This window comes from Paenibacillus sp. FSL R7-269 (assembly GCF_000517865.1).
Lineage (GTDB): Bacteria > Bacillota > Bacilli > Paenibacillales > Paenibacillaceae > Paenibacillus_AQ.
In genome coordinates this window covers 1-24,240 of the sequence record NZ_ASPS01000015.1, presented here as the reverse complement: position 1 = coordinate 24,240, position 24,240 = coordinate 1, and the positions used below count along the sequence as shown (strand labels likewise).

Sequence of the window (24,240 nt, the reverse complement as noted above, 5' to 3'; positions counted from 1 at the left end):
AGAGTGGAAATAACAGACAGAAATAACCCGCTCCCACTGTATCTTGGGGAACGGGTTGTCTGGCTCGATAGTTGAGTATACAGTTGAGTGACTCGATTGACAAGAACACAAGTGAACTTCCGCCCCTCCCACCGGCCCCGGCTAAGCCTCAGGAGAGTATTCAGGCTCCAGTTCTTCCTTCATAAAAGGCAGCATGAACCGGAAGATCGATCCCCGGTCCTCCTCGCTCTCCACAAAGATCGTTCCGCCCATCAGCTCCACGAGCTGCTTACAGATGGCAAGTCCCAATCCTGTCCCGCCGTATTTGCGGTTAATAGACGGATGTAGCTGGGAGAAGGACTGGAAGAGCAGATTCAGCTTGCTGTCGGCAATGCCTACGCCGGTATCGCGGACCGAGAACTCCAGGAGATATTCCGGTGAGGCGGGCAACGGGATGTTCTTGACTGACAAAGTGACACTGCCCCGCTCGGTGAATTTCAGCGCGTTGCCGACCAGATTGACGATAATCTGGCGCAGCCGGCTTGGATCGGTCGTGACGATGTCCGGCACACTCGTATCTGCCCACCAGCGCAACGAGAGCTTCTTCTCCTCCGCCTTCGGAGTGAACAAATCGATGACGCCCTCCAGCATCTCCCGCAGATCGAAGCGTTCGGATTGCAGCGGCATCTTGCCGGCCTCCATCTTGCTGAAATCGAGGATGTCATTAAGAATCTGCAGCAGACTGTAGCTGCTGCTGCGCAGAATCTCGGCGTAGCTGCGCTGTTCCTCCCCAAGCTCGGTCTCCAGCAGCAGGTCGGCCATGCCGATCATTCCGTTCATCGGCGTGCGGATCTCATGACTCATCATCGCCAGGAAATCCGACTTGGCCTGTGCAGCCCGCTCTGCTGATTCCTTGGCGCGGAGAACCTCCCGTTCGTTCGTAATATCGCTGAAGGAAATAACCACACCGCAGATCCTCCCCCGGTCCAGCAGCGGAGCGATCCGGTAATTCACGAAGAAGCTGGTTCCATCCTTGCGCCAGAAGACTTCATCCGCCATGCTGCGGGTAACTCCGTCTTGCAGGGTAAGCATAATGGGGCACTCCAGCAGGGAATGGCGGGGCGCACCTCCATGCAGAGAATGGATCATCTCCATCATTGGCAGCCCGGTCAGCTCTGACGGCTTGTAACCCAGCATCTCTGCCCCTTCACGGTTAATGAAGATGGTCCGGCCGAGGTTGTCCAGGCCGAAAATTCCGGCCGAGACAGAGTTCAGAATGAGGCTAAGCCGTTTGTCCTCAGCCATCTCGAAGATGAATTCAGCCACCGGCAGCTCATCGTCATCCTTCGTGGCGGCTACTTCATCCGCATACGCAGAATACCCGTCTCCTGCCTGCACATTCCGCTCAGCCCTTGCCGCAAGGCTGCTGCTCATACTCACCCAGCTACGCAGCAGACTGGAAAGGGGGCGGTTCCCGGGATCATGGAGAATAGCGAATACACCGGCAATGCCTTCGTCTGTGTGAAGCGGTACATAGCGTACTGTAACAACTGCACACTCGGCATCTCCCATACCAGTACTTCCAGCACTAGCACTTCCCACACCTCCAGCACCAGCACTTACCACACTTCCCGCACCTCCGGCATTCCCCGCACCGCCAGTACCGCTGCCCGTCTCTTCATGTCCCTCCGCGGCTTCCAAGGCCAGCCCGAAGCTTGATGTAATCCCGGCCAGGGCAGATGCGAAATGAACCTCGCCGGGCGGATGCATCCGGCATTCGTTCAGTCTGCCTGCCTCCTCGGCACTTAACATCCGGTTGCTGTCCCTGTATCGCCCCTGCCTGTCCAGCACAATGATGAAGTCTGGATGATGATCAAACAACGCTCTATACGTACTTTCGCCTGATAGCGCGTTGTCCAGAATAGTAGCCCAGTCCTTAAGCATAGCCCACCTCCTCCGCTCTTGCTTCAACTATGCTATAGTTAGCGTCCGAAGACTGCAGAAACGCTCTGATTATGTAGAACTCTCTGAATTAGTTCCTATTATAGCAAAAAAAACGTATGCGGTCGCCAGAAAAACATTGCACTAGCCAGTCTGTACAACGGCAAAAACAGTGCAAGTCCTTCAGAAGGACCACACTGTCTGCTGCATTTCTAAGAGTGGACCGGCTACGATTCCGGCAGCCTCAGCTTACATCCTGATGCTCGATATTTCGGATCGAGAAGTAGGCAACCGCCACCCCGGCCAGGGCCAGGCTAACCGAGATCCCAAGCAGATCACCCATGCGGAAGCTTCCGTTCCCGAAGCCGGAGGAGATCAGCATCACGATCAGGACGGCGGAGACAATCGTAGCCGGCACCGATTTGCGGCGCATCCCGAAGTATAGCGGAATCAGTCCGATACCGGCTGCGTAGAGCGCATCCATTCCGGCTTGCATAGAGTAGGTAATAACCAGATCCATTGTCAGCGTTCCCTGAATGAGGTCAGGCAGGAAATAACCAACACCTGCAAGAATACCGCTGATCACTATATTAGACAACCAAATAGTAAGGAAGGTGAATAGAAAGACAATAATCAGCTTGGCCGCCATGAGCATTTTACGCGGTACCGGATACATGAACAGCACTGTGATTGTATTATTCTTATACTCGTCGATGACCAGCTTGCTGATCAGTACAGAGGCGAAGATGATATAGATTGCTTTTACAAAAACAGATACCCCTTGAAATAAATCGCCATACGTCCCGAAGTCTCCTTCATCAATCCCCGTAAAAGCAATAAGAATCATGAAGCCCAGAATGGCCAAATTTGCAATCAGCACACCTTTAAGAAAAGTGAATTTACTCTTGCGCAGCTCCAGCCGGATTAACTTAAGCATGGTTGTTGCCCCCCATCAGTTCCACAAAATGATCCTCCAGCGAATGATGCTTCTTGCTCATACTCTCCAGCTCCACCTCTGCTGCGGACAGGGCCCGGCTCAGCTCCAGCTGCGGGATATCTTCGTATACACGAATGGTCCGTGGGTCAAGCACCTTGTAATTGCGGAGGCCCAGCTTCCCCTCCAGGACGAAGACGGCCTTCGTACACTCGCTAGTCACCAGCTCGATATACTGGGTTTGCTGGCTCCGGATCGTATCCATTGCCACCTGCTCCACCAGTACCCCTTCACGGATTACGCCGATTGTGTCGGCAATCTGTTCGATTTCGCCCAGAATGTGGCTGGAGATCAGCAGCGTCATGCCATAATCACGGCTTAGCATACGGAACACCTCGCGAAGTTCCTTGATTCCAAGCGGGTCCAGCCCGTTAATCGGTTCATCGAGGATCAGTAGCTCCGGCTTGGTCATGACCGCTCTGGCAATGCCCAGCCGCTGCTTCATCCCGAGGGAGAAATTCTTCACCGGTTTGCTGTCCACCGCTCTCAGCTTCACTAATTCGAGCGCTTCCTCTATCGCGTTGGCATCATAAAAGCCCATATACTCTCCATGCAGCGCCAGATTCTCGCGGGCACTCAGCTTGTCGTAGAACACCGGGTATTCAATAATGCTGCCCATGCGCTTCAGCATGTCGTAAGAGCGGTGGGTCATCTTCTCCCCGGCAAATTCAATCTCGCCCGCCGTCGGCTTCACCAGATTTGTGATCATTTTCATCACCGTTGTTTTGCCCGCGCCGTTCGGTCCCAGGAATCCGTAAATTTCACCCCGCTTAATCTCCATATTCACACTACTCACAATTTCCTTATCCTCATAGACCTTGGTCAGATCCCATGTCTGGAGTATCGTTGTCATTTTCCGTTATCCCCTTTAGCCTCGTCTTGTTCTTCCTGGTATTTATTCTACAGGGCGGAATTTGCTTTTTTCTTACTGAAATCTTACTTAATTCTTAAGAAGCTTCAGAAGGACTGTCTGGGAAAAGAGAGCGTAAATGCCGTACGCACATTCGGCTGGCTGCTCAGGGAAATAGTGCCGTTCATCTGCTCGGTCAGCCGCTTCGTAATCGTCAGCCCCAGGCCGCTGCCCTGATAGTCGCGGTTGCGCGAATCCTCCAGGGTGTACAGCCGCTCGAACACCTTATCCTCGTGGCCTTCGGCGATGCCCTTGCCCCGGTCCCACACTTCTATGCAGACCCGTCCGGCGTCCGGGTACAGCTTCAGCCCCAGCACTCCCCCTGCATTACCGTAGGTAATCGCATTGGAGAGCAGGTTCGTCAGTATCCGGTCCAGCGCCTCATCATTGCCCATGATATGAAGCGGCTCTTCCGGAATCTCAATCTGCACATCCGTGCCGCTCTCACTAAGCAGATCATAGAAGGCCAGAATATTCCGGCGGCAGACCTCGCCCAGCTCTACCCGCGAGAGCGGGATATCCCGGTCCCCCGACTCCAGCTTCGCCAGATCGAAGAACCGGTTCATCAGCGCAATGACCTCGCCGGCCTTGGTATGAATCGTCCGCAGCATACGTTCCTGCTCTTCTTTGGATACCGTCTCATCATGCAGCAGCGTCTCAATATAGCCCAGCACTACCGTCAGCGGCGTCTTCAGATCATGCGACACATTCGCCAGCATTCCGCGCATAGATTGCTCCAGCTTGCTCCGCTTGGCCGCTCCCTGATGGTTAACATCCAGCAGACGGTTCAGATCGGTCAGCAGCTGCTGCATCTGCGGACTGCTGCTCATTAGCAGCAGCCGCTCATGCGATCCGCCTTCTATGATGCTCTCCAGCTTATGATGAATGTAGTCCAACTGGCGGGCATGCTGCCGTGAATTCAGGAACTGCAGCGTAGAGACCACAAGCAACAGGACAAGCAGAACCAGCAACAGAATGATCACAGCAGCATATCCCCCAGCTTGTAGCCGATCCCCCACAGCGTCTTGATATACTCCGGACGGGAGGGATCTTCCTCGATTTTCTCGCGCAATCTGCGCATATGTACATTAATTACGTTCTCATCGCCATAATAATCCTCTTCCCAGACTTGGCTGTAGATCTGCGCCTTGGTGAATACCCGGCCCGGACTGCTCACGAACAGCTTCAGGATGTGGAACTCCTTGGCGGTCAGCTTCAGCTCTTGCCCGTTCTTGCGTACGGAGAAATTATCCAGATCCACGGTCAGTCCCCGCAGCTCGATAACCTTCGGCTTCTCTGCCTGCGACTCCCCGCTGCCCTGCGCTCCGCTCCCGACAACAGCCTGGCTTCCAGATGCAGCATACCCCGCCCGGCGGATCGCCGCCTTCACCCGGGCTGCCAGCTCAATCATCGAGAACGGCTTCGTAATATAATCATCCGCGCCGAAGCCCAGCCCCAGCGCCTTGTCCACATCGCTGTCCTTCGCCGACATAATCAGTACCGGCACAAGACTGCCGCTGCGGATAATCTGCAGCACATCCGTGCCGCTGCGCTTCGGCAGCATCAGATCCAGCAATACCAGATCGTAAGTAAGACCGCCCAGGAACTTGCTCACTGCCATGTCCCCGTCATATGCGATCTCCACCTCATAGCCCTCTTTGGTCAGATAAGAATGGACCATTTCGCTGATCGCTTCATCATCCTCGATCAGCAGCACCCTCTGTTGCATAGTGAACCTCCTGTAATTAACTCTGTCTACCATCTATTTGAAATTATACCCTCTGTCCGTGCCGGATTCTATATAGATTGAAAATGAACTGAAAGGGTGCTGTTCTCCGTATACATTCTCTGAACCTGACAGGCCGTGGTCCAGTTCCTCCTATTATAATGAATGATATAATCTCTTATTCAATCTGACAGACAAGGTGGTATGATCATGGCAGCCAAAACCAACAAGCAGCTCATTCTTGAATTCGAATCCTTCATCCCCTATATTCAATCGCTGGACAGCATGGAAGATGCAGACTGGGAGGCTCCGCTGGAGGCCGGAAAATGGTCCCTGCAGGATGTCCTTTGCCACATCATACTGTGGGACAAATACTTTTATGAGGAGGCCCTGGTCAAAATCCAAGAAGGCCTGCCGCTGACAGCTGCGCATCTGGACTTCAATGTATTCAATGCCAATGCGGTTCTATACGCCAGGACAGTAACCCGGCAGGAAGCCATCCAGCAATTCGTGCTGTACCGGACCAAGATTACCGGGCTTGCGGCCTCATTAAGCGATACGGCCCTTGAACAGAATCATCGGGATGGTGACGGCAAGAAATTCAGCATACGCAAGTATCTGAGAGATTTCATCTCCCACGACAAGCATCACAAGAAGCAGATAGAGAAATATGCAGCATCAGTTGCAGTCTCTAAATCATAAAACTGCGGCCCCGTCTGTCCACTGAAATCTGGATAGATGGAGCCGCAGCTTTTTATCATTCTTTTGGATATAAACGATGCTTAATCCTGATTCCTAATCACAATATCGAACTTCTCATGATTCGGATGCATGAATAATTTATTGTAAGGGTCCGTATTCAAAAGATTCACATTCTCCTGCCCGAGCAGACTGGTCAGATGACCGGCAAATGTGGTTTTGCCCGATGCCATAAAATGCGGCCAGGGAACCGGCTGTCCTTCCAGCAAAATCCCGGCAACAATGGCCCATATCCCGCTGAGTGTTATTGACCGGCAAGGTACCTTTCCACTTCAAGAGAAGCCAGCAGCAACGGCGCTACACCCATTGGTACATCGGATACAACAGCTTCGGAAATGTAGTAGTCGTAGGAGCCGTTACGGTCTTTGCTGAGCCCGGCCCCGTGGCAGATCTTGTGCAGATGAACGCCTTGTTCGTCTTCGGTAACCAGATGCTTAAGGATTCCCTCGTAGCCTTTTAACATCGCTGCCTTGAAGGAAGGCTCCAGATAACGCAGCCGCAGAGCTTTGGCCATTGCATAGACGAACATGCAGGAGCCTGTCGCTTCGAGGTAGTTGCCTTTGCGTCCCGCCTGATCCAGCACCTGATACCAGAGGCCGCTCTCCTGATCCTGCACCTCAACCAGCGCACCGCACATCCGCTGAAAAATCCCCATTACCGTTCCCCGCTGCGGATGGGTCAGCGGGAAATGCTCCAGGCAGTCCACGGCGGCCATCGCGTACCAGCCCATCGCCCGGCTCCAGAAATGAGCCGACAATCCGGTGGAGGAATCCGCCCACTCCTGCTCCCCGGATTCATCCCAGCCGTGATAGAACAGGCCGGTACGCGGATCACGGGTTCTGCGCTCAATCAGCAGCAGCTGACGGGCCGCTTCATCGATCAGCTCCGGACGCCCGAAGACTGCCCCGTATTCGGCCAGGAACGGCGAAGCCATGTATAACCCGTCCAGCCACATCTGGAAGGGATATATTTTCTTATGCCAGAAGCCGCCTTCGGAGGTCCGGGGCTGTCCGATTAGCTGCGCTGCCAGCAGATGGGCGGCTTCCGCGTAGCGCTGCTCACCCGTCTGAGCGTACAGCCAGAACAGATTCTTGCCCTGATTGATCTGATCCAGGTTATATTCCTCCAGCGTGTAGGAGCGGATGCTTCCGTCCTCCCCGATGAAGCTGTCCATATGCCGCTGCATGAAGGAGAGGTACTCAGGCTCGCCATGCTGCACCCCGGCCCGGGCCACTGACATCAGCAGCATACCGGGCACATACGCCCAGCGCTCCATTACATATTCGTGCTCCCCTTGTTCATTGCATTGACCGATGAATGTATCCGCGATTCTGCGGGATAAGCCTGTGCTTACTGCTTCTGATATAGACATCTCTATTCCTCCTGTCATTTGCGTTACTGTAACCCTACTCCTGCGGACCGGCAAGCTGCTTAAGCAGCCAGGCATACGCCGGTTCCCCGTGAATCTCATGGCCCCCTGTGAAAAAATCCGCCGCAAGCTGCCCGCCATGGCCCTCTGCGGCATAGATTTGCTCCAGCCGCTCCAGAGCCTCCCTCACGCCGGCGGGACCAAACAGATGATCCGCGTCTCCCGCCTCCAGGAACAGCCCGCGTGGTGCAATCAGGCCCAGCAGATCCGGCATCTCCGCTTCCAGCAGAATGCCCGGAATATAATTGTCCAGACAATGATGCCGGGTGAGAATGCTGGCTTGGAACGTATTGGCATAGCCGCTAACAACCGCACTGTTGATCCGTTCATCCAGTGCAGCCGTGAAGCCCGCCACCAGCCCGCCGCCGGAGATGCCCATAATGCCGATCCGTTCCCCGTCAACCTCTTTCCGCTCCTGCAGATAATCCAGCGTCCTCATCGTCTCATAGATACGGCAGCCTGCCATCGTCTGCCCTGCCATCAGCAGCGCCGAGGACAGGCGGAAGCAGGAATTACGTCCAGGCTCGCCGCTGGCCAGATCCTCAGCCAGACGCCTGTCTCCGAATCCGAGTACCTCGGGAGCCGCAACGACGAAGCCCTGCTTCACCAGGGAGACGGCAAAATTCTTATGCAGTCCCGGGTCCCCCGTCCGCTCCGACCCGTCCGGGTTCAAGCCGGTAATCTCGCGGCTGCCGTAGCCATGCCCGTGAATAGCCAGCACAGCCGGGCAGGGAGAGCCTGCCGGCACCTCCGGGATCAGGAGATACAGGGCCATTCTAAGTCCTTCATAAGTGGTAATCTCTATACGTTCGCGGATGTATCCGCTGCAGACCGTCCGCTCCAGCTGTACCGGTTCAAGCGCCGCCCGCTGAGCGGGAAATCCGCCCAGCCGCTCTATGAACCTCGCGGCAAGGGATGCCCGCCATTCCGCAAAGGGGATGTCCTTGCGGAAGGCAGAACTCCGAGGTACAGAAGCCGTCAATTGATTGATGTATTGTTCCAGTGATTCCATCTTGGAGATCCTCCAATCTTGAATTCCCGGGTCCGGGTATACCACAGTCCAAGCGATTAATAGCCCTCGGGATGCCAACCATCCAGCACAGACAGAATCCGGTACTGCGCGGCTTCCTCCGCAGTTAACTGGCGTGACCACGCTACCCGGCCCTCGGGGCAAGCGCCCGGGCCGCTGCTGCCATACTCTTCATAGCGGCTGGTCTGCTCCCTGTCCGGCTGCCCCCAGTTATGCCAGCCTTCGCCGGTCACTGAACCGTCCATCACCGTGCGGATGAAGGCGACATGCGCGTAAGGGCGCCAAGGGCGTCCGAGATAGCACTCGCTTACCCCTTCGCCGCCGGTAATCCGGCAATCCAGGAACACATAACCGAAGGCGGCTCCCTCCGGCGTTGAAGCCGCTGTGATATACCCTCTGGAACGCTTGTTATGGAGATGGCAGCGGTCAAACAACGCGGTCGCCGGACCAAAAATATAATCCACATCCCCTTCAATGTAGCAATCATCATAATATTGCCGTCCCGGCCCGGTATACAGGGTATCCTGGTCACCTAACAGACGTACACGCCGGAACACAGCCTGCCCGGCATCGACGAACGCCGCGACCGCCTGTCCTGTTCCCGGGCCGGAAGTGTTGCGGATGGTCAGATTCTCGGCAGTGAAGTCTTCTGCGAACACGTTCAGCGTCCCGGTGCGGAAGGTACGCAGCGGTTCACCGTCCGCGCCGAGCGTATGGGCATTATCATTCCACGAGATAATGGTAGAATGCTGGTCCTCTCCCAGCAGCAGGATGGGCGGGGCTTCGCGGGCGATCGTAACCTTTTCCTCATAGATCCCGGGCTTAATCCGTATGGTTACGGCTTGTGTCTCCCCCGGCGGGATGGAATCCAGCGCCTCCTGCAGACTACTGTATCCTTCTCCGGCATTCTTCGAGACTATAATTAACATGGATGGCTCCTTTCACAGCAACCTGAATATATTCTATAATAACTCTAACAGCTTCCAGGAGAAGAGGAGATGTATGAACAGCGTATCTGGCCCTAATCCCAAATATCATCTTGAAGACGGACGCTTCAGCATCCAGCATATGAAGCGTAAAGGCATCACTGCGATGCCGCGTCCCCACAGCCATGAATGGACTGAGCTGTATTACCTGACGGATGGGGAGCGTGTATATTTTGTGGACGACCGGGTGGTTACGGTTCACAAAGGCGAGCTGATTCTGATTCCCGGCCGCGAGCTCCATTCCACGGCAAGCTCCGAGAAGGCCGAATTCGAGCGTATTCTGATCAATTATGACCCGCTGCTGCTGCCCCCGGTGCTGAGGGACGAGCAGCAATGGTTTCAGAGCCACCGCTACCGCTTGTTCAGGCTAACCCTGCGCGAGCAGAATGAAGCGGAGTCCCTGCTGAACCGCATGCTGGAGGAATCCCGCATCCGGCGGCCCTTGTACGAAGTCAGTGTCACCGCTCTATTGACCGAGCTGATGGTTCTGCTCCAGCGTTCAGAGAGTACGGCCCAGGCCGGCGGGACCCGCCATCCGCTGCACCATTTGGTAAACGAGGTTGCCACCTATATCCGCGCCCATTACCGGGAAGCGCTTACGCTGGAAGAGACCGCCAAGGACTTTTTCATCAGCCCCTCTTATTTGAGCCGGGTATTTCATCGCCTGACCGGCTTTCATTTCCGGGAATATATCGTCCATATCAGGGTCCGCGAGGCCCAGCGCCTGCTGGCCGGTACCCCCGCCAGAATTCAGGAGATCGCTGGAGCAGTCGGCTTCGAGCATCTGTCCCATTTCAATAAAACTTTCAAAAAATCAACCGGTCTGACCCCGCTCCAGTACCGCAAGGAAGCGGGGTCACAGCCTGCACCGGAGTCCTAAGGTTAAAGCTCGGTGATGGCTAGGTCTCCTGAACGGACAAGCTCCACATCACTGCACTTATGCATCTGTACCTGCGGCTCCTCCTGCGTCTGCAGCCTGATCCGGTCCAGCTTCAGCCCTGCTGCATGGCGCAGGATGATACCCCGCCTGCTTATGGCGCTGAAGTTCTCCACCGTAAGCGCAGCAAGCGGCATTTCCGGTAACCCGTTCACCAGCAGCGCGGTTGCCGCCCCGTGGCAGGCCATATTCCGCAGCGTGATGTTACGGAACTGCGGAGTCTCCTCCGTGACCGGAACCTCCTGCTCGTCATAACCCTCAGACCCCTCAACCCCGGCATAGAACAGGTGGAAGGATACCGCTTCATGGACGATGCCTGACATCTGTATATTTTCGATCAGGATATCCTCCACGACGCCGCCTCTTCCCCGGGTACTCTTGAAGCGCAGCCCGATGTCCGTACCCATGAACACGCAGTCGTTCACCCGGACCGCTTGCACACCGCCTGACATTTCACTGCCGATCACTACCCCGCCATGTCCGTGATAGACCGTACAATGGCGGATCGTAATGTACCGGCAGGCTCTTCCTGCCTGGCGGCCTTCCTCATCCTTGCCGGATTTCAGGCAGATGGCATCGTCGCCTACATCGAACCTGCAATGCTCCACCAGCGCATGTGTACATGACTCCAGATCCAGCCCGTCCCCGTTCTGGGAATACCACGGATTACGGACCTGAATATGTCTGATTGTAACCTGCTCACAGCCCATGGGATGCAGACACCAGGCAGGAGAACTCTGAAAGGTCGGCCCCTCCAGCAGCACTCTCTGGCAATTCCGCAGGCTCAGCAGCGCAGGACGCAGATACGCACGGCCAGGGAGATAGGCTTCCATTGCTGTCTCGCCGTTTTCCTTCAGCTGCAGAACATAAGCTTCTCCCGCAAGCGCTTCCTTGGAAGGCCACCATATCTCACCCTGTTCATCCAAGGCCCCCCCGGAGGCAAGCAGGCTATTCCATTCCAGTTCCGTCCGCTTGAAGCGTTTCACCGGACGCCAGGCCTCGCCGCTGCCATCGAAGATGCCTTCACCGGTTATGGCTACATCGATCAGATTCTCCCCGTCCAGCGGAGCCTGGCAACGCCATCCGGCAGTCCCTTCGTAATGGGAGAACAGCAGCGGATACAGATTGTAGTCGGGTTCAAAGCATACCAGCGCCCCCCGCTCGGCACACAGATTGATCCGGCTGTGCAGCGTCAGCGGCCCGGTGCGCCAGATTCCCGGCGGGATGATCACCGTTCCTCCTCCTGCGGCAGCGCAGGCATCCAGGGTATCCTGTATAGCAGACGTACACAGCAGCCCTTCAGCTTCTGCCCCATAGTCTGTAATACGGAAAGTCCGCTGCGGAATCTGCGGCAGCTCCGGGATTGGATAAGCTGCGGAATCATGTATTGTTTTCATCGTATTCCTCCTTCAGTGTCTATTCAAGCTCTTCATAGCTGAACCAGCCGTAATCCGCAACATTGCTGCTCTGCGCTCCACCCGCACTGGCATACATTCCGATATAGGCCCCTGTAAAACCTCCGGCCCAATCCGTACTCAGCACCCGGCCGTCAGCCCGTTCATGCAGTGCGGTCCAGGTGTCAGAATCTGCGGCTCTATAATAAAAGCTATAATCTTGCCCCCTGGCTTCTACCTTAAGCTGTACCGTATCCTGCGCATACGGCGCAGAGGCCAGCAATTGCTCAGCTCCTCTGCTGCGGACGGTCAGCTTCAGCAGCTGCCCTCCGTCCTGTACCACCCGTTCATACCGGAAGTGGTTGTCCCCATTCTGGATCAGGGCCAGTCCGGCGCTCTCGCCTGCGGCCTCCGGCTGGAAGCGCATTGCCGCTGCGGCTCTGAAGCTGAGATGCTGCTGCCGTCTTCCGATATAAGCCGGATTGCCGGTCTCCGCCAGCACCTCCGGCTTCAGCCGCAGCCGCAGATGCCCCGGATGCTCGCTGAGGCTCCAGAATTCACCGCGCGGCGTGCGCAGGAAGTTCCAGACGGGGTTAAGCTCCCCGGCAGCAAAATCATCCCGCACCGGCAACAGCGGCCACTGCGTCACCGGCAGATCCGGCGCTGGCCCCTCCAGCTCAAGGACGCCCTTGCCGGGATTCACTACCGGCCATTCGTCCTCCCACTTGACCGGAGTCAGGAAGGTCTCCCGGCCCAGGTTGCGGTAATATCCCCCGCAGGTCCGGGAGGCCAGACAGAGCATCCACCACTCCCCGTGCTGCGTCTCCACAAGCTCCCCGTGGCCCGTATTCACGATGGGGTACTCCCTGCCGAGATGGCGGTGGGTCAGAATCGGGTTGGCCCGGCATCCCTCATAGGGCCCCGTCACGTTCTGGCTTCTGGCAACCGTTACTGCATGGGTATGGCCGGTGCCTCCCTCGGCGATCAGCAGATAATACCATCCTCCGATGGAATACAGATGCGGCCCTTCCTGGGCATGTGCAGTCTTCAGCGCACCTTGCCAGAGGCTGTGCTTCGGACCGGTGAGTCTGCCCTGCGCCAGATCAATCTCCTGCAGCCAGATATCCATATGCTTCGGATAATCCTGGCCTTCGGGAGGAACCCGGTTACCGGTATAATAGACCTTGCCGTCCTCATCGAAGAACAGGGAAGGATCAATGCCGGGCGCATCCTCCAGCCAGACAGGGTCGGACCAGTCCCCCGCCGGATCAGCGGAGGTTACATAGAAATTATGAGGTTCCTTGTGATTATCAACAAACGTCGTGATCATATAAAAGAGGCCCTGATGGTACCGGAGGGTCGGCGCCCAAATCCCCCTCGACGGAAGAATCCCGTCCAGATTAAGCTGGGACGGACGGTCCAGCACATGGCCCAGCTGGCGCCAGTGGACAAGGTCTCTGCTGTGAAAGACCGGAACCCCGGGATAGAATTCAAAGCTTGAAGTGACCAGATAATAGTCTTCACCTACACGGATAGCCGAAGGATCAGGGTAGAAGCCCGGCAGCACCGGATTACGGAATGTTCTCAAATTCGGAAGTCCTCCTTCACGCGGGCGATAGGTACGAATAATTAATCAACGATATGTAAGCATAACCAATTATAGTTCGTATAAGTTTAATTTTCTTGCGCTTTCTATGTTCTTTTTCCTATTTTTTATACTTTCTTGTCCTGGAAACAGAAACAGCGGCAGCAGGGGACGGATAACGTCTCTTACTGTCGCTGCACTATGGAGTAGAATTCACTCTCGTTATTTTAATCAAACGTCTTAGCATATTCTCTTAACTGTTCAGGATCACTTGTGTGATTCAGCCTTACTTCCTTACATAGAGCGAATAGGTCTCTGGTGCGGCAAAATTTAATTTCTGCGCCAATCGGATGGAGGCAATATTGTGAAGGTCACAGTCCCATCTTGGTGTGATCTGACGTTCTAAGCACTCCAGGATAAAAGCTTCGGCAACACACCACGCCACGCCTCTTCCCCTATACAAAGGATTTGTCACAATATCAATCTCCGCATACTGTTCGGACGAGAATATAGAGACACACTCTCCAGCAATTACTTCGAGTTCCGTAACAAAGAAACCGAAGCCCTTGTCCGCAAAACGCTCCACTAGTCCCCAATATTTCCGGATGTACGCCGCATCGAACTCTCTATCCCCCTCAAGCGATTCCTCATTTATCCTGTTCAGCCGGAAGCCCTCCTGCATACCCGCTCTTCCCGATTGCAGGTAACGCTGCTCATTGAATGTAAAAGAATACCTCTGCAGCCTCTGCAGCTTCGCCCCTAAAAGCTCATTGATTCTGCGATCCCACCCCTCAGAGGATGAAAATAACGTAAATCTCTGATCTAGCCTCTCTCTATGCTTGAATTCGTGCAGCAGCCTGGATGCAAAATCATCATTCGTTTCATCCCCCACCACTGTATAAATGCCTGAAGAAATACCGATCAGCGCCGAAGACTTATCGATGATGATGTCCCCGTCAATGTAACGATCTAATACCGAATACGCAAATGTGGGATAACTCTTACCTTGGCTCTCATCCATAATATTTCTTGCGGCGATGACAGAAGCATCTATTTTCATTACAATTCAATCCTTTCTACAGCGAAAAACTATTTAGTCCATATCAAATTAGATAAATAACTAATTACATACTAATGTAATATGTTAAATTATACAATTGTTATTAATTATATGCGGTGCAGCTTACGATACCGGGAGGGCGTTAATCCCAGCTTCGCCGTGAACACCCGGCTTAGGTAGAAGCCGTTCTCGTAACCGCAATGCTGGGCGATCCCTTCAATGGGCAGTCTGGAATCCTCCAAAAGCTGGCAGGCCCGTCTAAGCCGGAGTCCGGTTACGAAGTCTGACGGGGCCGTCCCATAGGCCGCACGGAAACGCCGCGTTAATTGTACTGGAGTAATATCAAGGGTAGCGGCCAACTCCTGCAGGGTCATAGGTGTACAAGCGTGCTCCAGCAGCCATTGCTTAGCCTGCTGCATCAGCGGGCCCGGACTTGTCTCTTCAGAGCGCAGCTCCTCGGATGCACTGCTGCGCTCGATTTCAAGCAGCCTCCAGAGATCCTCCAGCATATGCTTCATCCGGCTATACCCCGGCTCCTCCTGAATCCCTCTTCCGATACTCCGCATATAGCGGTAGGTAGATCTTAGGCGCTCCACGTCCCTGACTGTCCAACTGCCTCCAAGCGTTGCAGCGTCCTCCGGTGCCCCCTCTTCCTCCCATTCGAATTGTATGAAATGAAAAGTCAACGGACTAAGCGTTCTCCGGTAAAAAGTTGTCCCCGGCGGACATACAATGATGTCCCCGAATCCGCCCTCCCCTTCGTGGTCCCCGAAGCGATAAGCGAAATGTCCCTGCTCAACCGCAAATAACGTCCACACAGGATAGGTGTCGTGCTCCAGCAGGAACTGTTTTTTCTGCTCCCAATAGATATAGGCTGCCGGACGAACCGACCAATTCATGCGCATGTCTGACTCCCCTCCGATTGCATTATTCAGCGAAATAAAGTATATAAATCAAGAAATTAAATGCATGTCATTTGATTAATGATTATCCTATCATGAAACTACGGATATATTAACATACACCAAAGGAGAGGTTCAACAATGCGTAGTGAAACGGTCAACACGGATGTAACGGTGGTAGGCGGAGGACTGGCAGGGGTATGCGCGGCGATTGCGGCAGCCCGGCTGGGCCAGCGTGTGGCGCTGATTAATAACCGTCCGGTGCTCGGCGGCAACTCCAGCAGCGAGGTGCGGGTATGGGTCTGCGGCGCAACCTCACACGGTATCCACCGGTATGCACGTGAAACGGGGATCATGGGCGAGCTGTTTGTGGAGAACCAGTACCGCAACAAAGACGGCAATTCGTATCTCTGGGATATGGTTGTGCTTGAAGCAGTTAAGGCCGAACCGAACATTCAGCTGTTTCTGAACACGGATGTACATGAGGCCGATGCTTCCGAGGATGGCAGCGGCCAGCGGAGCATCCGGTCCGTGACGGGCTGGATGATGGGGTCGGAGCGGAGAATTACTTTTGAGAGCGCGGTCTTTCTGGACTGTACAGGGGATGGCCTGGTAGGCTTCCTGGCAGGTGCAGAGTACCGGCTGGGCCGTGAAGCACGCGAAGAATATAATGAGGAATGGGCACCACTGGTTGCCGATGATATTACGCTCGGCAGCACACTGCTCTTCTATACCAAGGACGCAGGCCATCCGGTCAAATATATCGCTCCGGCCATGGCAAAGGATATTACACAAACCGCTATCGCCGAGCGCCGTATCATCCGCAGCGGCGACAACGGCTGCGCCTACTGGTGGATCGAATTCGGCGGCGAGCAGGACACCGTTCATGACAATGAGGCCATCCGCGACGAGCTGTGGTCTGTGATCTACGGGATCTGGGATTATATTAAGAACTCCGGCAAATTCGACGCGGACAACATGACGCTGGAATGGGTCGGTTCGACTCCGGGCAAGCGGGAGTACCGCCGGTTCATTGGCGATTATGTCCTGAATCAGAATGATATCCTGGCTCAGCGTGAATTCCCGGACCGCGTGGCGTTCGGAGGCTGGTCCATTGATCTGCATCCGCCGCAGGGAGTGTACGCTACAGAGTCAGGCTCAAAGCATATGTATTCAGACGGCAGCTATCACATCCCGTTCCGTTCGCTGTACTCCGCGAATGTCAGCAATATGCTGATGGCCGGCCGCGACATCAGCGCTTCGCATGTCGCGTTCGGCACGACCCGCGTCATGGCTACCTGCGCGGTCATCGGCGAAGCCGCCGGTATCGGCGCGGCACTCTGCGCTGCCAAGGGAATATCGCCGCGCGAACTGCATGCGGCCCACCTGAATGAGCTGCAGCAGACGATGCTGCGCCAGGACGCTTCCGTCCTCGGGCTATGCAACGAGGATGAAGCAGATCTGGCGCTGAAGGCTGCGCTCAGCGCCTCCAGCGAGCGGAGCCGGCTCGCTGTAGAGGATTCTGCGTTCAGCGTAACGCTTACCGATAACATCGGCATCACTGTTCCGGTTGATCCTGAGCTGGACGGGATTGAGCTGCTGATCGATGCGGCCGAAGCCGCAGAGCTGACGGTCGAGCTATGGGAGACCGGTCGGCCCCAGAATTATATTCCCCATACGTTAATCCAGTCTGTATCAGCTCCCGTCCAGGCCGGACCCGCCCAGTGGGTGAAGCTCCCGCTGCAATGGAAGCCGGAGTCACCGCGCAACGCCTTCCTGGTCGTCAAGGCCAATGCTGCGCTGTCCTTGCATATGGCAGATGAGCCAGCTTCGGGAATGCTTGCATACGGGCATAGCGAGACCCCCGCTGCCTCAAGGGACTTCGGCGAGAATCCGCCCGCACAGCCGGTAGTGCAATGGGACAAAAAGAAATATGACCACAAGGCTCCCTGCCTCCGTCTGTCCGGGACAACGAGCGCCTTCGCCGCAGACAAAGCCACCGACGGCTACCTGCGTCCGTACGGCGGGCCGCATCTGTGGTCCTCGGACCGGATGGCCTCCGGTAAGCCGGAGTGGCTGGAGCTGGCCTGGAACGCGCCGGTAACTCTGCGCGACGTTCACGTTACCTTCAATGACGATGTCAACGAGGACTTGATCAACCTGCATCATCATGTTACGCCTTACGAAATCCTGCCAACGCTCGTTAAGGAGTATCGTATTGAAGCTTACATCGACGGTAATTGGAGTGCAGTTGCCGGGGAACGTGACAACCACAAGCGCAAGCGGGTACACATGCTGAATGAAGCTGTGACAGCCGACCGACTGCGGGTCGTGGTCCTGGGAACCAACGGCAGCGAGTATGCGGAGATTATTGAGGTACGGGTGTATGGTTAAGGGAGTGGGCTATTAGTCTGGCTTAGTTAGAAGGAGTGTTGAGCGGAGCCTGACTGCGGTCAGGCCCTTGTTTGGCTTATACGGGACTTTTGCCGGGAGGCGCGGATTACTGCTCCGTCCACTGCTCAAAGAGATTGTATAATTCATCCAGGCGTTCCTCGTCTTCGGCCGCGAACATTAGCAGATGGCCCCCGTTATTGTTCATAATCACAATCAATTCACCCGGCCGGCCAAAAAAACGTACGCCCGTGTACAAATCCGAATCTGCTTGGCGGGATGGAAAGTTCTGCTCAATTCGCTCCGCAGCAGCCTCATCGATGTCCCAATATTCTTCGCTGCTATTCTCCATCGCCAGCACTGCCTGCAAATGGGCCATAGCCAGCAAAAATTCCTTAACAGACGAACGCAGGCGCTCCCATTCCTCTCCGCTGCGTACATAGACGGGAGGATTATCGAGCTTCATATCCGCTGCACGGATTCCCCAGACGCAGGCTTCTTGATTTTCGGTATAAAAGATGCAGTAGTCTTCTTCCATATAACGCGGAAAATTCTGAGGCTGAACCAGAAAATCCTGAGTCGCGTTCAATGCAGAGTGGGCCCCAAGCTCCGTATAATACGCCCGCAACACCTGCGGAATATGCCCGTAGCGTTCCATCCATGGTGTTAATGATTCATTATCAAATCCGCACGGTTCTGTAATATGGAACAGGTCCCGAATCGCTGTAAAATCGGTCATTACTTATCCCTCCCGTTCGTCGATATCCAAGTATTAATTAATGTAATTTTAACATAATTTATTGTGAAAAAAAGCCTGATCCTTTGGCGTAAACGCTCAGGGATTAGGCTTTTTGCCGTTTATTTTAAAGCTTCATACAATACAATAAGAGCCAAAGACTGTCCGTACGCCATAGGTCTAAGGGCAATGTTCTTGTAATGCTCCTTATCCATTCCCATACCGGTTCCAGCCGATACATTCAGGACCGTTCCATCTGCGCTAATATTCTGACATACCGACTGAATGGCCTTGTCTGCTGCAGCCTGATAGGAGGAATCGAGAATACCGGTTTTGATGCCTTTGATAATCCCTGCGGCGATTGCGGCTGACCCGGATACCTCTTCATAGCTGGACGGGTCCTGCAGGACGGTATGCCAGAGACCGGAAGCTGCCTGGAGGGAGACCAGGGCATTAACTTGAGCGGTATACGTATCAATCAAAAACCGCCGGAACCCCGGGCTAATTGAATCCTGGCAGGCTTCCAGGTAATCGACGATACCATAGGTGAACCAGGAATTGCCGCGGCACCAGAAGATACTGCCGAAATTATCGTTGCGTTCGAAGCTCCAGCCATGGAAGAACAGGCCGGTATGCTTGTCGAACAAGTATTTGATATGGAGCAGAATCTGGTGTTCAGCCTCATGCGCCCACTCCGGCCGGTTAAACTTGCGTCCCGCCTGGTTCAGAAACAGCACCGCCATAAAGAGTGTGTCAATCCATAACTGTCCATTATGCAGGTGAATGCCATCCCGGTTGCCAATCGCAGTGACCGTGTGCTGAAAGCCGCCTTCTTTGGTCTTGGGCAGCTCATGGATGAGCCAATCTGCATGCTCCCGGCATAGCTCTTCCAGTTCGCTGGAAGGCTCAAGCTGATCCAGGAGCAGCACCAGAGGCAGATAAGGAGCTGTTGTATTAATGTTTTTGGAAGGCAGGCCCGCCTCCAGATTACGGGAAACCCAATTCCGGAAAAATTCCATATAGCGCGTATCGCCATAATGCTTTTGCAGCTTGTAAAGACCATAAAGACCTACGCCCTGAGGCCAATCCCATTCTTCAATGCCGAAATCGCGCTGCACAATCCCTACTCTGGTATCGGCCTGAATCACGGTTTTATCCTTTTCATAGTCGCTGCCGCCCAGGTTCATAAGCCTGTCTACGACCAGCCCGATTTTTTGAAGCAAACTTTCATTTGTCATCGATTCATCAGCTCCTTATCATTTCATAAGTTCCGGTTAAATGGTCCGCAGATGCCACTGATCGTTAATTTCTTTAATTAATGACTGATCGCATTTGGGTGTCCGGTCATAGGCCAACAGGCCGTTAATCTCCTGCTCCACATCCGTTAACTGCGTATAACAATAACCATAAATAATCTTGGAAGCGTACACCGCCTTCATGATTCTTCCGTATTCCAGAACAAGGTCCTCTGCAGATTGTGCGCTGGTATATCCCCAGCCGTCGTCAGCGCCAGCCTTATAGCTTATCCCGCCGAATTCAGTTAACAAGATCGGCTCGCCCCGATGCTCATATCCGTCTGCATATACACTCCGGGCCGATGGCTTGGAAGCAAGCATGGTATCTTTTGTCGAAAGAATCCGCTTGAACTCTTCATACTTATCGGACTCATCCGCTCTGCCATGCTGATAATTGTGTACCGCACAAATGTCCGTCAGCGTCATTTCCCAGCCGTCATTCGATATGACTAACCGGGTATTATCCAAGGAATGAATCAGACTATACATGGCTACGCTGTGATACTGCTGTTGCTTATCTGATTTCACCAGCGGAATGCCCCAGCTTTCGTTAAGCGGAACCCAGGCCACAATCGAGGGATGATTGAAGTCACGGTCAATAATCTCAATCCATTCTTTGGTTAACCGGGCTACAGCATCATTATTGTAAGAGGCGTTCGCCGCACATTCTCCCCATACCAGGAACCCAATCCGGTCAGCCCAGTATAAAAACCGCGGGTCCTCGACCTTCTGATGCTTACGGCAACCGTTGAACCCTAGTTCTTTGGCTAATTCGATATCCTTCTTCAGATGGTCATCCGTTGGCGCTGTAAGCAATCCTTCCTGCCAATATCCTTGGTCCAGTACAAGCTTCTGGTAATAAGGTTTGTTATTCAGATAGACCATACCATTCTCTGTATGAACCTTCCGCATGCCGAAATACGATTCAATAGAGTCTACCTCAACCCCGTGATCGTACAGCTTCATTTCCACATCAAACAAATTAGGCGTCTCCGGACTCCATGTCCAGCCGGCCCGGTGAAAGTTTGTGCGGAATATTTTCAGACCAAACAGATCTACCATTCTGCGTGTTATAGGCTGTAACAATCGTATTCGGTCCTGAGTAACAGATACTCCGCCAAAAGAAATACGAAGTTCCAACTCTAATTCTTCAGAACCATCCCCCTCAGACTTCACTTCTATTCCAATACTCCCTTGATCCAAATCGGGCGTAAATTTCACCTGTTGAATATGCACAGGGTTTACCGCCTCCAGCCACACAGTCTGCCAAATCCCTGTTGTACGGGTATACCAGATGCTTTCGGGCTGCTCTAACCAGAACTGTTTGCCCCGGGGAATAGTCTCGTCTGTTGATGGGTCCTCCACATGAACCGTTACCTGTTCTTCCTGTCCAGTTAAGGCATGCGTAATGTCAAAAGAAAATGAAGTGTGTCCGCCCTCATGCATCCCGATATATTGACCATTCACATACACCCAAGCTCTATAATCTACCGCTCCAAAATGTAATATCACCCGCTTTTTATACCAGTCCGGATCGAGTGTGAAATTGCGCTTATACCAGACATAGTCATGAAACGTGGTATCGTGTATTCCGCTGGCAGGGGTCTGAAAGGCAAAGGGAACCTGAATGGTCTGGCTGAAATTCTCACCTGGATCAAACCATCGTTGCGCGGCTCCCACATTCCTGTCATCAAATTCAAATTGCCAGCTTCCATTCAAATTAAGCCATGCGTCTCTGACGAACTGCGGACGCGGATATTCCATCCTGTGTGTCATTTAGCTTCAGCTCCCATCTTAGTAGTCCGCAACAATAAAAGTTAACTTTTTGTGGTTTAGATAGTAAATCTTCCTCGCGGGCAAGCAAATACTATCATGATGAAAGCGTTCTTTCAAGGTTATATCAACGTTATTCCTCATTTTCAACTTTGTGGTATACTAAATAAAATTACCGCTTAACCAGACTGTTAATTGTAAACTAAAAAGTTAACAACCGGAGGTTCATATGTTCTTAGAACTCGACGATCATGGTATTTCTGTTCTGAAAGCACTGGCATCAGACACCAGAGCTTCGATTCTCAGACTATTGCTACATACACCGCTTACGGTCAGTGAGCTAGCCGTAAAACTTAACTTAAGCAAAGCGATCGTCTCACGCCATATCCGGTTACTGGAGGACGCCAAGATCATCAAGCTCCAGGACAATCTGGAGGCTGCCGACAGCCGAAAGAAGAATTTCATTGTTGCGGTCGATCATATTGCCCTCAACTTCCCGCAAAAGCTCCATCTTCCTTTTAAAGTCATTACGAATGAAATCAAGCTGGGATACTATTCTAATTTCTCAGTCACCCCCACCTGCGGATTAGCCAGCCAGGCTAAAATTATCGGAAAGTTAGACGATCAACGGACCTTCGTCTCCAATGACCGGATCGAGGCCTCCTTACTGTGGTTTGCGGAGGGCTTCGTCGAATATATCATTCCGAATGAATTCAACCACAATTTCACTGCAGAATTATTAGAGTTATCCTTAGAGCTCTCATCAGAGTTTCCTGAATCCAACAATAATTGGCCGAGCGATATTGCTTTTTATATCAACGATGTTTTTTTAGGCACATGGACGGCTCCGGGGAATTTCTCAGATGTGCGCGGGAAGTTAACCCCTCCCTGGTGGGATAACGAACTAAGCCAGTACGGCCTGTTGAAACATTTAAGAGTCACCAAGAAGGATACAGGAATAGACGGTCAAAAAATATCATCGGTCTCCCTCGCTGAGCTTAAGATCGAAGACTCCCCCTTCATCAAGCTGAGGATTGGGATTGACGGGAATTCTACTAACAAAGGCGGCCTTACCATCTTCGGAGAGCACTTTGGAAACTATCCGCAGAATATTCTGCTTAAGTTGTTCTATACGGAGGCGGAATAAGGGAGATTTGGGCTGGGCATGCCCATCATACTCCCTCCCCTCCCCCCATATACATAGGAAGAACGGTTCACAAGCTGGAAGGAGAGATGGATGCATGCCCGGTGATGATGAGATTAAAGCGCTGGAGCGGTCGATTGCCGAGATTACGGAGATTGCTTCCGGGTTCGGACTCGATTTCTATCCGATGCGTTATGAGATATGTCCGGCGGATATCATTTATACCTTCGGTGCCTATGGGATGCCCACCCGGTTCGGACACTGGAGCTTCGGGAAGACTTTTCACAAAATGAAGTCGCAATACGATTTCGGCTTAAGCAAAATTTATGAGCTGGTCATCAACTCTAATCCGTGCTACGCCTTTCTGCTGGACGGCAACTCTCTGGTGCAGAATAAGCTGATTGTTGCGCATGTGCTGGCGCACTGCGATTTTTTCAAGAATAATATGCGCTTCTCCATGTCCAACCGGGATATGGTCGAGAGCATGTCCGCCACCGCCGACCGCATCAATGATTATTCCGTCACTTATGGCACAGACACTGTAGAGAGCTTCATTGATTCAGTGCTGGCGATCCAGGAGCATATCGACCCCAGTCTGATCCAGCCGCGCAAGCTGGGCAAGACTCATCTGCTCGAAGCCAAAATGAAAGAGCGCAAGGACTCCCCGCCCGGCGGATCTGGTCCGCCTAATGCCTACAGCGAACTGTGGGATCTGGAGAAGAGCGATGCTGCTGTGCAGGAGCCGGAGACTGCCGGTAGGCGTGCTTTTCCCCCGGAGCCGGAAAAAGATATCGTCTGGTTCATCCAGCAATACTCTACCGCTCTGGAGGACTGGCAGCGCGACATCATGACGATGCTCCGTGACGAGATGCTCTATTTCTGGCCGCAGATGGAGACCAAGATCATGAACGAAGGCTGGGCTTCCTACTGGCATCAGCGGATCATGCGCGAGCTGGACCTGACCGCCGAAGAGACTGTCGAATACGCCAAGCTGAATTCATCGGTGGTGCAGCCTTCCCGCCAGAGCCTGAATCCGTACTACCTGGGGCTGAAGATCTTCGAGGACATCGAACGCCGCTGGGACCGGGACAAAATGTTCGAGGTGCGCGAGCTGGATTCCGACCTCTCCTTCATCCGAAGCTATCTCTCCAAGGAACTGGTGAACGACCTGGACCTCTACGTGTTCGAGAAAAAAGGCCCGGAGTGGAAAATCACCGATAAAGCGTGGGAGAATGTGCGCGACCAGCTCGTGCTGGCCCGGGTGAACGG

General features: G+C 53.6%; 21 protein-coding genes. 5 read left to right on the top strand and 16 right to left on the bottom strand.

Annotated elements, in window-relative coordinates; genetic code table 11:
- Window positions 1–141: 141 nt before the first annotated feature.
- From C162_RS06750 to C162_RS06730, 5 genes are all read right to left on the bottom strand, one after another.
- Window positions 142–1,923 carry a PAS domain-containing sensor histidine kinase gene (locus tag C162_RS06750; RefSeq protein WP_051493278.1) on the bottom strand — a complete coding sequence of 594 codons (1,782 nt, stop codon included), beginning with the start codon at window positions 1,921–1,923 and terminating at the stop codon, window positions 142–144.
- A gap of 241 nt (window positions 1,924–2,164) precedes the next feature.
- Window positions 2,165–2,857 (bottom strand): ABC transporter permease, encoded by a 693-nt coding sequence (locus tag C162_RS06745; protein ID WP_036692733.1) that lies wholly within the window; start codon window positions 2,855–2,857, stop codon window positions 2,165–2,167.
- Window positions 2,850–3,767 (bottom strand): ABC transporter ATP-binding protein, encoded by a 918-nt coding sequence (locus tag C162_RS06740; RefSeq protein WP_036692731.1) that lies wholly within the window; start codon window positions 3,765–3,767, stop codon window positions 2,850–2,852. Before C162_RS06740 ends, C162_RS06745 begins: the two co-directional genes overlap by 8 nt.
- Before the next feature lie 104 nt (window positions 3,768–3,871).
- Window positions 3,872–4,807 carry a sensor histidine kinase gene (locus C162_RS06735; protein WP_036692728.1) on the bottom strand — a complete coding sequence of 312 codons (936 nt, stop codon included), beginning with the start codon at window positions 4,805–4,807 and terminating at the stop codon, window positions 3,872–3,874.
- Window positions 4,804–5,553 (bottom strand): response regulator transcription factor, encoded by a 750-nt coding sequence (locus C162_RS06730; protein WP_036692726.1) that lies wholly within the window; start codon window positions 5,551–5,553, stop codon window positions 4,804–4,806. The genes C162_RS06735 and C162_RS06730 overlap by 4 nt, the downstream gene beginning before the upstream one ends.
- Window positions 5,554–5,760: 207 nt before the next feature.
- Between C162_RS06730 and C162_RS06725 the strand changes: the two genes are divergently transcribed.
- Window positions 5,761–6,252, top strand: coding sequence for a DinB family protein (locus C162_RS06725; RefSeq protein ID WP_036692725.1), 492 nt, complete (start codon window positions 5,761–5,763; stop codon window positions 6,250–6,252).
- Window positions 6,253–6,332: 80 nt separating this feature from the next.
- On the opposite strand, the gene C162_RS36605 is transcribed toward C162_RS06725, so the two are convergent.
- The 4 genes from C162_RS36605 to C162_RS06705 form a co-directional block, all read right to left on the bottom strand.
- The gene (locus tag C162_RS36605; protein WP_200869186.1) at window positions 6,333–6,482 is read right to left on the bottom strand and encodes a hypothetical protein; all 150 of its coding nucleotides are present in this window, start codon (window positions 6,480–6,482) and stop codon (window positions 6,333–6,335) included.
- Window positions 6,483–6,553: 71 nt separating this feature from the next.
- Window positions 6,554–7,681, bottom strand: a complete 1,128-nt coding sequence (locus C162_RS06715; protein WP_036692721.1) for a glycoside hydrolase family 88/105 protein — start codon at window positions 7,679–7,681, stop codon at window positions 6,554–6,556.
- 34 nt (window positions 7,682–7,715) lie between these two features.
- Window positions 7,716–8,750: a dienelactone hydrolase family protein gene (locus tag C162_RS06710; RefSeq protein ID WP_036692718.1), complete on the bottom strand. Its 1,035-nt coding sequence runs from the start codon at window positions 8,748–8,750 to the stop codon at window positions 7,716–7,718.
- Between the two features lie 56 nt (window positions 8,751–8,806).
- Window positions 8,807–9,697: a pectinesterase family protein gene (locus C162_RS06705; RefSeq protein ID WP_036692716.1), complete on the bottom strand. Its 891-nt coding sequence runs from the start codon at window positions 9,695–9,697 to the stop codon at window positions 8,807–8,809.
- 73 nt (window positions 9,698–9,770) lie between these two features.
- On the opposite strand from C162_RS06705, the gene C162_RS06700 reads away from it, so the two are divergent.
- On the top strand, window positions 9,771–10,634 hold the full coding sequence (locus tag C162_RS06700) for an AraC family transcriptional regulator (RefSeq protein ID WP_036692713.1): 864 nt from the start codon (window positions 9,771–9,773) through the stop codon (window positions 10,632–10,634).
- A 2-nt stretch (window positions 10,635–10,636) separates the two neighbouring features.
- Here the strand turns inward: C162_RS06700 and C162_RS06695 are convergent, their stop codons facing one another.
- The 4 genes from C162_RS06695 to C162_RS06680 form a co-directional block, all read right to left on the bottom strand.
- Complete coding sequence (locus C162_RS06695) at window positions 10,637–12,088, bottom strand: glycoside hydrolase family 28 protein (RefSeq protein ID WP_051493277.1); 1,452 nt, start codon at window positions 12,086–12,088, stop codon at window positions 10,637–10,639.
- Window positions 12,089–12,107: 19 nt separating this feature from the next.
- Window positions 12,108–13,673, bottom strand: coding sequence for a glycoside hydrolase family 43 protein (locus C162_RS06690; protein ID WP_036692711.1), 1,566 nt, complete (start codon window positions 13,671–13,673; stop codon window positions 12,108–12,110).
- Between the two features lie 283 nt (window positions 13,674–13,956).
- Window positions 13,957–14,730 (bottom strand): GNAT family N-acetyltransferase, encoded by a 774-nt coding sequence (locus tag C162_RS06685; RefSeq protein WP_051493276.1) that lies wholly within the window; start codon window positions 14,728–14,730, stop codon window positions 13,957–13,959.
- Between the two features lie 107 nt (window positions 14,731–14,837).
- Entirely contained in the window at window positions 14,838–15,635 is a 798-nt protein-coding gene (locus C162_RS06680) for an AraC family transcriptional regulator (protein ID WP_051493275.1), read from the bottom strand.
- Window positions 15,636–15,773: 138 nt separating this feature from the next.
- Between C162_RS06680 and C162_RS06675 the strand changes: the two genes are divergently transcribed.
- Window positions 15,774–18,026 carry an FAD-dependent oxidoreductase gene (locus tag C162_RS06675; protein WP_036692709.1) on the top strand — a complete coding sequence of 751 codons (2,253 nt, stop codon included), beginning with the start codon at window positions 15,774–15,776 and terminating at the stop codon, window positions 18,024–18,026.
- Window positions 18,027–18,132: 106 nt separating this feature from the next.
- On the opposite strand, the gene C162_RS06670 is transcribed toward C162_RS06675, so the two are convergent.
- The 3 genes from C162_RS06670 to C162_RS06660 all read right to left on the bottom strand — a co-directional run bounded on the left by C162_RS06670 (window position 18,133) and on the right by C162_RS06660 (window position 21,830).
- Entirely contained in the window at window positions 18,133–18,762 is a 630-nt protein-coding gene (locus C162_RS06670; RefSeq protein WP_036692708.1) for a hypothetical protein, read from the bottom strand.
- A gap of 119 nt (window positions 18,763–18,881) precedes the next feature.
- Window positions 18,882–19,997 (bottom strand): glycoside hydrolase family 88/105 protein, encoded by a 1,116-nt coding sequence (locus tag C162_RS06665; protein ID WP_036692706.1) that lies wholly within the window; start codon window positions 19,995–19,997, stop codon window positions 18,882–18,884.
- Window positions 19,998–20,033: 36 nt separating this feature from the next.
- On the bottom strand, window positions 20,034–21,830 hold the full coding sequence (locus C162_RS06660; protein ID WP_036692704.1) for a glycoside hydrolase family 2 protein: 1,797 nt from the start codon (window positions 21,828–21,830) through the stop codon (window positions 20,034–20,036).
- A gap of 226 nt (window positions 21,831–22,056) precedes the next feature.
- Here C162_RS06660 and C162_RS06655 point away from each other — a divergent pair, with 226 nt between their 5' ends.
- Window positions 22,057–22,974 carry an ArsR/SmtB family transcription factor gene (locus tag C162_RS06655; RefSeq protein ID WP_036692702.1) on the top strand — a complete coding sequence of 306 codons (918 nt, stop codon included), beginning with the start codon at window positions 22,057–22,059 and terminating at the stop codon, window positions 22,972–22,974.
- A 94-nt stretch (window positions 22,975–23,068) separates the two neighbouring features.
- The coding region (locus C162_RS06650; protein WP_036692699.1) for a SpoVR family protein at window positions 23,069–24,240 on the top strand (1,172 nt) is incomplete at its 3' end.